The sequence below is a fragment of the Mycobacterium paraterrae genome, from assembly GCF_022430545.2.
GTDB lineage: Bacteria > Actinomycetota > Actinomycetes > Mycobacteriales > Mycobacteriaceae > Mycobacterium > Mycobacterium paraterrae.
Map to the genome: position 1 here is coordinate 63,031 of NZ_CP092488.2, position 12,735 is coordinate 75,765.

Below are 12,735 nucleotides of genomic sequence, written 5' to 3' on the forward strand. Positions count from 1 at the left end.
AGAACCTATCGGATGCCTAGCGCGCGTAGACGTCGTCGTCACCGAGACGCGCGTCGGCATCGAGCAACATCGCCGCTTCCTGCCGCTTCTCCGACACCTCGTGGTCGAAGCGTCGGTCGGCGGGCCGCTCGTACAACGGGCGGCCCCCGGCGATCGCGGAGGCCAGACGACGCTGGCCGGCCAGCAGGCGGGCGTCGGCCCGGCGCTGGTAGTCCGCCCGTTGCTCGGCATCCAGGGTCGCCATGAAGGCCTCGGGATGCACCAGGGCAACCAGACCGGAGACGTGGCCAAACCCAAGGCTGGTCACCAGACCGGCCTTCAGCGGGAACTTCTCGCCGAGTCGCAAAGTCTCACGGATCCAGACGAAGTGCGCGGAGTCGGCCAGTTCGTCGTCGACACAGTCGAGGCTGCGGTTCGGCGGGATCACGCCGTCGCGCAGGATCTGGCACAGACCCATCATCTGGAAGACCGCCGCGCCACCCTTGGCGTGGCCGGTGAGGCTCTTCTGCGACACGATGAACAACGGCGCACCGTCGGACCGGCCGATCGAATCCGCCAGTCGCTCATGCATTTCCGTCTCGTTGGGGTCATTGGCCAGCGTCGAGGTGTCGTGCTTGGAGATCACCGCGACGTCGTCGGCGCCGACACCCAGCTTGGCCAACGCCCTGGCCAGCGGCGAGTCTTTACCTCCCCGGCCGGCACCCAGCGCGCCCAGGCCGGGGGCCGGGATCGAGGTGTGCACACCGTCGGCGAACGACTGCGCGTAACCGACCACCGCCAGCACCGGCAGACCCATCTTGAGGGCAAGGTCGCCGCGGGCCAGCAGAATGGTCCCACCGCCCTGGGCTTCGAGGAAGCCGAGCCGGCGACGGTCGTTGGGCCGGGAGAACTTCGAGTCGCTGATTCCCCTGCCGCGCATCATCGAGGTGTCGGCCGTGGCGGCCATGTCACCGAAGCCGATGATGGCTTCCAGCGTCAGGTCGTCGAATCCGCCGGCCACGACGAGTTCGGCCTTGCCGAGCCGGATCTTGTCCATGCCCTCTTCGACCGACACCGCCGCGGTGGCGCACGCGCCGACCGGGTGGATCATCGCGCCGTAGCTGCCCACGTAGGACTGAATCACGTGCGCGGCGACGACATTCGGCAGGACCTCCTGCAAGATGTCGTTCGGCTTGTTCCGGCCCAGCAGGTTTCCGTGGTACATCGTCTGCATCGACGTCATACCGCCCATCCCGGTGCCCTGGGTGCTGGCCACCAGGCCGGGGTGCACCCAGCGCATCAGCTCGGTCGGGGTGAAGCCGGACGACAGGAACGCGTCGACGGTAGCGACGATGTTCCACAACGCCACCCGGTCGATCGAGCTGGCCATGTCCTGGCTGATCCCGAACACCGTCGGGTCGAAGCCGGTAGGGATCTGCGCACCGACGGTCCGCGACAGCTTCGTCTTGCGTGGCACCCGAATCTCGGTGCCCGCCTTGCGCGTAACCTGCCAGTCACTCGAGCCTGGGATCGGCTGGACCACTGTGTGCTCGGCATCGAACTGGGCAAACCCGCGGGCGTCGGCCTCCGAGGAGACGACGAACGTGAAGTCCTTGTCCAGGAAGACGCTCACCATCAGCGGGGAGGCGTGGTCGGGGTCGATCGCGCCGTCGTCGACGAACTCGCGGATGCCGACGCGCTCGACCACTGTGTCGTGATAGCGCTCGACCAGCTCCGCCTCGTCGACCAGATCACCTGACGCAGTGTCGTACCAGCCCGGCGTCGGGTCTTCTTCCCACTTGATCAGCCCTGTGGTCCAAGCCAATTCGAGCACGCCGGCGGCCGACAGTTCGTTGTCGACCTCCATCTCGAAGCGGGTCCGCGACGAGCCGTACGGGCCGAGTTCGGCGCCGCCGACGATGACCACCAACTCCGACGGGTCGACGTCGAGGCGGTCCCACGCCGGCGGGGGTGCCGGATTGAATCCGCGCGGCGGCGACGGCAGGGCCGCGATGGTGCCCTCGGCGGCGGCGTCGGCCCGCTCTTCGGCGGCGGAGGCCGCGACCTCCTCGCGGGCCTTGGCGGCCAGCTCGGCCATGTCCAGCTCGACGTCGCCGAGACCGCCGGTGAAGTCGACCTTGACCGGCGAGACGGCCGCGGCGGCGCGCGACTCGACGTCGCAGAGCCCGAGCAGCATGTCGGCCATCTCGTCGGTGGAATACGTTGTCACACCGGCTTCTTCGACGGCGCTCACGATCGCGTCGTTGTGCCCCATCAGCCCGGTGCCACGAGTCCAGCCGATCAGCGCGTGGGCCAGGCTGACGCGTTGCGCCCAGGACGATTCGGCGCCCCAGCGGGTCACCACGGCGTCCAGCGCCGACTTCGCTTCACCGTAGGCGCCGTCACCACCGAACATCCCGCGGTTGGGCGAGCCCGGCAGCACCACATGCAGCCGTGAGGCGATGTCGCGCTCCGCGCCGATCTTCGACAGACCACCGATCAGTCGCTGCACGGCCCACAGCAGGACCTTCATCTCCATCTCGGAGCGCGAACCGGCCTCGGACAGGTCGCCGACCACCCGCGGCGCCGCGAACGGGAACAGCAGCGTCGGCGTTTGGGCGTTCTTGATGTGAATCGACTGCGGCCCAAGGCTTTCCGACTGCTCGTGGCCGATCCAGTCGGCGAGCGCGTCGATGTCGGAATACGACGCCATGTTGGCCGCGACCACCCACAACGAGGCGCCGAAACGGGCGTGGTCGCGGTAGAGGTTGCGGTAGAACGCCAGCCTGTCGTCGTCGAGTTTCGAGGTGGTGGCGATGACGGTGGCCCCGCCGTCGAGTAGCTTGCCGACCACCGACGCGGCGATCGAGCCCTTCGACGCACCGGTCACCACGGCGACTTCGGCGCTGTATCGACCGGGCTCCGGGTTTTCCGCGCCGGCCGCGATGCGGCCGTACAGCGAGGCGTGGATCTGACGTCCAGCCGCCAGAGCCTTGCCCTGCCACCAGGTTGCCTGCGTGGCAACCACGTGGCCGGCACCCTCGAAGCGCTCAGAGATGCGTGCCCAGTCGGCGTCGGCTTCGTCGTCGTCGATCAGCCACAGCTTGACCAGATCCTCACGCGCACTGGCCCACCGGTCGTCGAACACGACTGCCTTCTTGCCGTCGAACACCGGCGCCACCAACCGCGGCCAGTCCGCGCCGAGCTCGGCGGTTACCAGGTCGATCAGCTCGGCGTCGGTCGCAGCCGGCGGTACGCTGACCTTCTCGTCGAGCCCCAACTGACCGAGCACCAAGCGGGCCGCGGAGGCGAGCACCCCGTCGCGGCCGGTGATCTGGTCGGTGAACTCGCTCAACGCGGCGGCGTCGACGGTCGCGCCGCCCCCACCACCGCTGGACGGCAACGCCACCGCGATGCCCCGGCGGGCCGCCACGGAGGTGACAGCGGCGTCGATGACGCTGTCTACCGCGGCGGCATCCGCCAGCGCACCTTCGTGCAGGTTGCCCAGCGAGCCGCCACGGACGCTGGTTCCCTCACGAGTCCCGAGTGCCACCTCGACGGTGACGTGTTTGACCCAGCCTTCGCCCAATTCCCAGGTCTTGGTCACCCGTTCGGCGATCGCGGCGGGACGCTTACCGGACGGGCCGAGGACGGTCCGCAGCTGGTCGTTGATCGCATCGGAAAGCACTGGGCCGTAAGGCTTGTAGGTGCGGGCCAGCTTGGTTACCTGCGCGCGCAGCCCGGCCAGGTCGGCTTCCGCGGCGCCGTCGATCGCACCGAGGTTCAGCTCGGATCCCAGATCGACCAGCAACTGGTTGCGTCGCGACGAGGCACCGTCGGTGATGGACTCGATGGAGTCCAGTTCCTCGATCTGGTCGATGCGCATCTTCGCCGACAGCGCGATCAATGCGAGGGTCGCGTCGGCGGCGTCGAACCCGATGTCGTCGGGTCTCGGAGCACCGGACGGAGCTACGGCGGGAGCGGCAGCGGCAGGGGTGGCCTCAGATGAAGGTGCGCCTTCCGATTCGGCCGGCTCATCGACAGCGATGTCCTCGGGTTCGGGATCGGTGTCGGTGGCGAACAGCACCGCGGCGTCACGCTCAGCGTTGAGCACTTCGACTGTGCTGTGCGCGTATTCGGGCAGCTTGAGGGTGTTGGTGGCCAGCCCCGCTACCGTCGGCGCGGACTTCACACCGATCTCGACGAACCGTTCCACACCCAGACCGCCGGCGGCCTCCTCGGTGAACAGCAGATCCTGGGTTTCGATCCAGCGCACCGGGCTGGCGAACTGCCAGGCCAGCAGCTCGATGATCAACGTGCGCGCCAGGTCGAACGGACGCTCGTTGCGCCAGTAGTCGTAGTTCTCCAGGATCTCGTCGAGCGGCTCGGCCGGCACCAGATCCCGGACCTCTTGGATGAAGTCACGGTCCAGCGTGAACGGCCGCGGCACCAGGTTCGGAATGTAGCGCCCGATGATCACCTTGGGGTCCTTGCCGCGTGGCATCGCCCGCTCCAACGAGCGGCGGAAGTCGGCCACACCGACGCGCAGCACCTCCGAGTGGAAGGGCACGTCGATGCCCGGCACGAGAATGAAAGACCGTTTGCCTCCGGAGATTTCGCGACGACGCTCCACCTCTGCCTCGAGCTCTTCCAGACCACGAACCGTCCCGGCGATCGCGTACTGCGAGCCACGCAGGTTGAAGTTGACGATCTGCAGGAATTCCCCAGTGCGCTGGGAGATCTCGTTGACGAACTCCACGACGTCGGCGTCGTCGAGGTCGATCTGCGACGGCCGGATCGCGGCCAGCCGGTAGTTGGAGCGGCCCATTTCGTCGCGCGGCACGATGTCGTGCATGTTGGAGCCACGCTGGAACACGGTCTCCAGCAACGCTTCCAGACCGTAGATGTCGCTGACGCAGGCCAGCGCGGTGTACTCGCCGACCGAGTGACCGCAGGCGATCGCGTCTTCGACGAAGGCGCCCTGCTCACGCATCTCGGCCACCTGCGCGCTGGCCACCGTCGCCATCGCGACCTGGGTGAACTGTGTCAGATACAGCACTCCTTCGGGGTGCTGGTAGTGCACTCCGCTGGCGATCAGGCTGGTCGGGTTGTCCCGAACGACATGCAGGATCGAGAAGCCCAGGGTCTCGCGGGTGTATTTGTCCGCGTCGTCCCACACCTTGCGGGCGGCCTTCGAGCGGGCCCGGACATCCATACCCATGCCCTTGTGCTGAATGCCCTGACCCGGGAACGCGTAGACCGTCTTGGGCGAGGCCAGGCGCGCGGTCGCCGACATCACCAGATCCGAGCCGATCCGGGCGGCGATCTCGAGAACCTCTGCGCCTTGGTCGATTCCGACGCGGTCGACACGGAAGTCGACCTCGTCACCCGGGCGGACCATGCCCAGGAAGCGGGCCGTCCAGCCGATCAGGCGGGCCGGCGGGCGGGCCTGGCCGTCGGTGGCGGTAACCACGTGTTGCGCGGCGGCCGACAGCCACATGCCGTGCACGATCGGCGAATCGAGGCCGGCCAGCAGGGCGGCGGCGCGGTCGGTGTGAATGGGATTGTGGTCGCCGGAGACCACGGCGAACGGCCGCATGTCGACCGGAGCGGTGAGCGTGACGTCGCGGCGGCGGCGACGCGGTGTGTCGGTGGTGTTCTCGGACACCGCGCCGCCGGCCCGCTGTGGGTCGCTCAGTTCGGCGGGTCCGGTGCGGCCGCGGATCGCGAACCGCTCCTCCATGGTGGCGAGCACTGTGCGGTCAGCGTCTGCAACCGTCACCGAGATCGGCACGACCCGGCCCACTTCGGTGTCGATGGCCACCGAAGCTGTTGCGGTGACGATCAATTCGGCCGGCACTTTCGGCAGCGCGGAGACCAGGTGGGCGGCGTGGTCCAGGTGCACCAAGCTCAGCAGACCCTCGACGACGGGAACGCCCGCGCCGGTCACCGCCGAACCGATGGCCGCGAAAACGGCCGGCCAGCAGCGCCCGACCAGAGCGTCGGGAACGGTGGTCAGCGTCGGGGCCAGCGGCTCACCGAAGGTCGCGGTGACGCCGGTGTGGTCGGCGACCCGCTCGGGATCCCAGTGCACGGTCACAGTCGCCGTGCCGTTGTGCACCCGGGGCAGCGTCTCAGGGCTGTCGGCGCCGGCGGCGATGGCCAGCACGGCACGCATCGCCTCGACCGCATCCTTGGTGCGGATCACCGGCATGCCGCCGTCAATGGTGTTGGCGGGCAGGCTGAATCGGATGTCGATCCACACCCCGGCGATCGGAACGCTCAGCACGACGTGGTCGTCCTCGACGACCAGGCGTGCCCCGGTTGACGAATGCGTGGCCTGCGGCTCCTCGGGCCCGTCATGCACCTGCCAGTCGGCGGGGTCGGCGATGCGGTGCACCGGGTTGATCGCAACCCGGCCGGCCCACAACACATCCGGGGCGTCGAGCACGGTGGCCAGCGGCCCGCGCACGTCGACGCGGCCCTGGCGGCGGGCAGTGACCGGTGTCGGGGTCGCACCGGTGGCGAGCACCTCGTCGACGGCGGCCTGCTCGAAGCGGTCGAGCAAATCGCCGACGGGCTCGTCGAGCCGGGTGATGCCGGCGACCGCGGCGGTGCCGGGGATGATGCAGACCTGGTCGGCGTCGTAGCGCGCGTCGTGGGCTTGCCACAGCGAGTCACTGCGCCACCACCGGCGGACATCCTTATCGATCACCGGCACGAAGTTCACCGGCTTGCCCGGCGTCTTGCACTGCGTGACGAAGAACGGCACGTCGGCTGGATGCAGCTGCACAGTGGCGGCGTCCGGGTACCGGGCGACCAGCGCGGCGATCGCATCGTCGGGATGCTGCAACAGTTCTGGGTCGGCGAACAAGGTCTCGATCGGCCCGGAGTCGTGCGGATGCAGCCGCGCCTCGGCGCGTTGCAGCATCGCCTCGAAGCGCTCGACCCAGGTGTCGGCCAGCCACGGGCTGCCGGGCGCGGCGGTGTCGGCGGTGCTGTCTCCGTCGCCGATCGCCAGCTCGACGTAGCGCTGCAGCCACTGCAGGTAGGTCATCTCGCCGACGTCGCCGAAATACGGCTTGGCGGTGTTGGCCATCGCGGCGATGATCTCGTCGCGGCGGGCCGCGACGGCCTCGGCGTCACCGGCGACCTCGTCGAGCAGGCGGCCGCAACGTGAGGCGGTGTTGTCGATCTCGTGGATGTCGGCGCCGAGCTGGCTGCGGCCAGAAGCCATGCCGCCCTGCGCTTTTCCGGCACCGACCCACTGGTCGGTGCCCTGGATGTCGACCAGCATCTGCTTGACCGACGGCGACGTCGTGGCCTCCAGCGTGGCCATCGCGGCGGTGCCGACCAGGATGCCGTCGACCGGCATCAGCGGGAAGCCATAGGACTGCGCCCAACGCCCGGACAAGTATTCGGCTGCCTGTTCGGGGGTGCCGATGCCGCCGCCGACGCAGACGGTGATGTTGGGCCGCGACCGCAGTTCGGAGTAGGTGGCCAGCAGCAGGTCGTCGAGGTCCTCCCAGGAGTGGTGGCCGCCGGCGCGCCCGCCTTCGACGTGCATGATGACCGGCTTGGTCGGCACTTCGGTGGCGATGCGGATGACCGAGCGGATCTGCTCGACGGTGCCCGGCTTGAACACGACGTGAGAGATGCCGATCTCGTTGAGTTCCTCGATCAGCTCGACGGCCTCTTCGAGTTCCGGGATGCCGGCGCTGACGACCACGCCGTCGATCGCGGCACCGGCCTGGCGGGCCTTTTGCACCAAGCGTTTTCCGCCGACCTGGAGCTTCCACAGGTAGGGGTCGAGGAACAGCGAGTTGAACTGGTAGGTACGGCCCGGCTCGAGCAGCTGGGACAGCTCTTCGACTCGGTTGTTGAAAATCGGCTCGGTGACCTGCCCGCCACCGGCGAGCTCGGACCAGTGGCCGGCGTTGGCGGCGGCCGCGACGATCTTGGCGTCGACCGTGGTCGGGGTCATGCCGGCGAGCAGGATCGGCGATCGGCCGGTGAGCCGGGTGAACTTGGTGGACAGTTTGACCCGCCCGTCGGGCAGGCTGACCACCGACGGCGCGTAGCTCGACCACGGCCGGGCCACCTCCGGGACGGCACCGACCGTGAAAAGGTTGCGCTGTCCGCCGCGCGTGGCGGCGGGCACGATGCCGACGCCGAGACCGCGGATGATCGGCGCGGTCAGCCTCGTCAGGATGTCGCCGGGGCCAAGGTCGAGGATCCAGCGGGCGCCTGCCTCGTGGACCTGGATCACCTCGTCCACCCAGTCGACGGGATGCACCAGAATCGCCTCGGCCATCGCGCGGGACAGCTCGACGTCGATGCCCACCCGTTCGGCCCATTCGCCGACGATGTCGATGCTGTCGGCCAGTCGCGGAGTGTGGAAACCGACCTCGACCTGCACGGCGTCGAAGACCGGTGAGAAGACGTCACCGCCGCGGAGCTTGTTCTTCCGGTCGGCTTCTTCCTTCTCCGAAATCTGCTTGCAGTACAGCTCGAAGCGGGACAGCTGCTCGGGCGTGCCGGTGATGACGACCGAGCGCCGACCGTTGCGGATCGACAAGACCGGCGGCAGCACGGTGCGTACGTCTTGGGAAAAGTCTTCGAGCAGGCGGTAAATGCGCTCGGGGTCGGCGTTGCTGACCGAGACCATCGGCGAACGGTCACCGAGCACCGAGATCCCGCGCCGGCGGGCGACCAGCGTCCCGGCGGCACCGATCAGTTGTGCCATCGCCAGCAGCTCGATGTCGCGGGCTCCCCCGCCCTTCAGCGCCTCCACCGCGAGAATGCCTTGGGAGTGTCCGACGACCGCCACCGGCGGAGTGGCCAGCAGGTCCATTCCCTGACGGGCCAGGGTGCGGACGGCGGCGATTTGGGTGAGCAGGACGCCGGGCAGCGAGACCGCCGCCGAGGTCAGGTGCTTCTCCGATGGAACCGGGTCTTCGGCAGCCAGCGCCCGCACCCATTTCAGCGGCTCGAAGCCGATCGGGCGGACGACGACGAGCTCGTCGGCCACCGGCTCGAGCAGCAGATCCACCTCGCCCGCCAATGTGGCCAGCTCGGCCTCGATACCGGACGACGAGACCAACTCTTCCAACGTCTCCAGCCAGGCACCGCCCTGTCCACCGAACGCCACCGCATAGGGCTCGCCGGCGGTCAGACGGTCGACCAGCGCATGAGTGGTCGAGGAGACTCCGTCGCGCTCATCGGACACTCGATGGTGTTCATAGATCGTCACGTGTTCTCCCTCGCTAGCGCTCGTCTGCTCACAAGCAAGAGCCGCGCTGCCCCGTAGATACCGTCAAATCCGATCGAGCCCCCGGGTTCGACCCGGCGCGATTTGGCTGACCGCGCTCTCGCGGGTCATGCCAAATGGGCGTCATCGGCTGCACTAAGAGTGTCATAAGAAATCTGGGAGTTTCCGGAGCGATTTGGTTACTGGCGAGTTCTACGCATGAGTAATGGTGGGCTGGGTAACAGTCGGCTCGGAGGCGGTTCGCACCGTCCGGACCAAACCCGCTGCGTGCGGGTGGTTACGGTCGAGTAGCTATAACTGCGCAGATCAAGGCAGTATTGTTATCGAATCGTTATCTAGGAATTTTGCGCCTCGGCCAGCGTGCGGCTTCGCCGAACACGCAGCGGCACGGTGCGACCGTCAAAAATCCGGCCGATCATGCGGCCGAAGAAAGTTTGCTGGGAACTTACTCTGGAGTCAGCTACGGGCGGGACTGTCGCCGTCGGCCACCGGCGTCCCCGTGGTTCGGGCCAAGGCGTGCGCGGTCCGGCGGTGGCCACGTGACTCGTACCCGGCCACCACGACGGCCGGCGCCGCGGCGACGACGAGCAGACACACCGGTGTCGAGACGCCGTGCGCGGCGAGACCGATCGCGGCGCCGAGCAACGCAAGCGTCGTCAACACCAGGACCGTGTAGAAGCCGTCCCAGGTTCGAGTCAGCAGCAGATAGGTGCCGTAAACCGCCCCGACGTAGACACCGACCGGGGCCGCAACCGCCAGCACGGTGGCAACCGAGTCCAGCGCCGACCGATGCTGGATGAAGTCTGCGGCCGCATGCAGACCGGCGCCGGTGGCGACGATCGATCCGAAGACCGCGATGTGCAGATAGCCGTAGCCGAACGACCGGTCACGGTGGACGTGCAGCAATTGGGCCGCGGGCACCACGAAGTAGACCCACCACATGCCGAAGGTCAGGCCCGTCCCCGCGGCTGCGACCAGTGCGGCGTCGGCGGTCCAGCCGTGTTCGGCGACCATCGCCGACAGCGACGCGACCGTTCCCACCACGCCTTCGCCGAGCGCGATGATCGTCAGCAACCCGTTGCGCTCGGCGATGTGGTGCGCATGCCAGGGCGTCCCGCCCATGCGCTTCTCGGCAATCAGCGGACCACTCAGTTCGATTCCGATCATCACAGCGAACAAGAGGAAGGTAATCCCCACCGAGCTGTTGACGATGGCCACGGCGATCCATCCGATTTGCGCGACGGTAATGGTGACCGCGTAAGTCAGGCACGCGGGCTTGCGCGCCGGATCTTGCGCCGCGGCCCGTAGCCACTGGATCACCATGGCTACTCGCATCACCACATAGCCCGCGACCAGCACTCGGTTGTCGACATGCGCGCCGGCTGCGATCGACGAGAACACTTGCGGTATTCCGAGGGCAAGCACCAGGACACCCACCATCTGCAGCATGGTGGTCAGGCGATACACCCAATCGTCGGTGTCGTAAGCCGAGGCGAACCAACTGAAGTTGATCCACGCCCAGCAGATCGAAAACGTTGCGAAGGCGAAACTGACCAATCCGCTCTCGATGTGGCCCGATGCCAAGGTATGCGCGAATTGGGCGGCAGCGACGCCGAAGGCGATGACGAAGGTGAGATCGAACAGCAGCTCGAGCGGCGTGGCTGCGCGATACGGTTCGTGGGGGTCGCGACCCGACATTCGGCGGAGCCGATGCGCGCGCGCCACGTGGTCGGGGTGCTCTGCTGGTTCGCTCACGGCAATATTTTCCCCCGGTCTCAATTGGGTGACCGCTTAGCACCGAGCCCGTAAACGGGGGTCGGCAGTATGTACGATCCTCCCCATGCCGCTGGTCATGGGAGCGACAGCCGCTGGATTCAATATCGTGCGGCAGCTCGGATACGAGGAGTTTGGTGAGCTCTACGTCGCCGAGCACCCACGGCTTCCCCGCCAGCACGTACTGCATCTGATTCCAGCCGACACTTCTATCGACCTCGATTACCGCCTGCGGTTCAACCAGGAATCCGATGCCGCGGCCGCACTGTGGCATCCGAACATCGCGGGGCTCACCGACCGGGGCGAGTTCGAGGATCAGTTGTGGCTGTCGTCGGAGTACGTCGAAGGCTGCGACGCCGCGGAATTGCTGGGCGAGGGCCACCTGGACGGGATGCCGCCGCGGATGGTGGTCGAGATCGTCTCCGCAATCGCCGACGCACTGGACTACGCGCACGATCGCGGCGTGCTTCATCGCTACGTCAATCCCGGCCGCATCGTGGTCAGCAACGCTGCGGGTGACCGCCGGCGCATTGCGTTGACCGGCATAGGAGTAGCGCGACCCGAGGGTGCCCATAACACGCTGACCCGTGCCGGCATGTTCATCGGCACCGCCGGCTACACCGCGCCAGAGCAGCTGATGGACGACGAACTCGATGGTCGAGCCGACCAATATGCTCTCGGTGCCACCGCTTTTCACCTGCTGACCGGGGCACCACCGTTCGCCCACTTCAATCCGTCGGTGGTAGTCAATAGGCAACTCAACGATCGAGCGCCCCGCCCGAGCGAGATTCGTCCGGACCTGACCGAGTTCGACGCGATCTTCGGCCGGGTGCTGTCCAAAGACCCGGTCGACAGGTTCCGGCGGTGTCGCGACTTCGCCAAGGCGCTCGAATCGACGGGCGGCAAACGCTCACACATCCGTGCCACCTCCGAGGTACGGGCGGCATCGATATTTCGCGAGGCAGCCACTAACGGCGACGGCGCAAACACCGAACTCCTGGACACGGCTGAAACCGAAGATCGCCTACCGACGGAGGTCACACCCACCGTCGCGGCCTCGAAGCCCATGACCAGCCGTCACGCGCTCGCGGACACCCCGCGTGACGGTGTCGACACCGCGGCGACGGCCATCGTGTCCCCAGCATCCGACGTCCACGACGACGAGTCCGCGGACGACGATTATGACCAACCCACCGAAGCCCGCAACCACCGATTGCGCAACTTCGCGGCGATCGCCGGCGTCATCGCGGTCGTGGTGATCGCCTGGTTCGCCGGCGTCAAGGCACTGCGTTCGGCCTCGCAGTCCAACGACACGCCGGCCGGCGTCGAGACCACGTCGGCGGAACCGACCACTACGGCGCCTGCATTTGTCGCGCCGCCCGCCATGACCACACCCGCGCCGCCCGCCGCGACGCCGATGGCCCCGCCCGTGGTCACGAGCACGGCGGCGCCCAAACCGACTGCGGTGCAGACCACCAAGGCTGCACCCACGACGACGGCGAAGGCCGAGACGACGGCGCCTCAGACCACCGCGGCAAAGCCGAAGCCGACCACGACCACGACGCCGCCCGGTGGGCTGGACACCCGACCCGCGGTCGGCATGCCCTGTGGGGCTGAGGGTTCCGCAGCGGTGTCGAACTCGGGTGGTCCAGTGACGTGTGTAAGCACCCCGGGCGGGTTCGCCTGGGAGCCGCCCGGCGGCGGTGAGTAGA

At 67.7% G+C, this 12,735-nt stretch carries 3 protein-coding genes; 1 reads left to right on the plus strand and 2 read right to left on the minus strand.

The genetic code is table 11. The annotated features are described in order from the left end of the window. Positions 1-16 precede the first annotated feature (16 nt). Positions 17-9,232 (minus strand): type I polyketide synthase, encoded by a 9,216-nt coding sequence (locus tag MKK62_RS00275; RefSeq protein ID WP_240262944.1) that lies wholly within the window; start codon positions 9,230-9,232, stop codon positions 17-19. Between the two features lie 474 nt (positions 9,233-9,706). Continuing rightward, on the minus strand, positions 9,707-10,948 hold the full coding sequence (locus tag MKK62_RS00280) for a low temperature requirement protein A (protein ID WP_240263902.1): 1,242 nt from the start codon (positions 10,946-10,948) through the stop codon (positions 9,707-9,709). Positions 10,949-11,090: 142 nt separating this feature from the next. Here MKK62_RS00280 and MKK62_RS00285 point away from each other — a divergent pair, with 142 nt between their 5' ends. After that, a complete protein-coding gene (locus MKK62_RS00285) occupies positions 11,091-12,734 on the plus strand; it encodes a serine/threonine-protein kinase (RefSeq protein ID WP_240262943.1) in 1,644 nt (547 codons plus the stop codon). Position 12,735 lies beyond the last annotated feature (1 nt).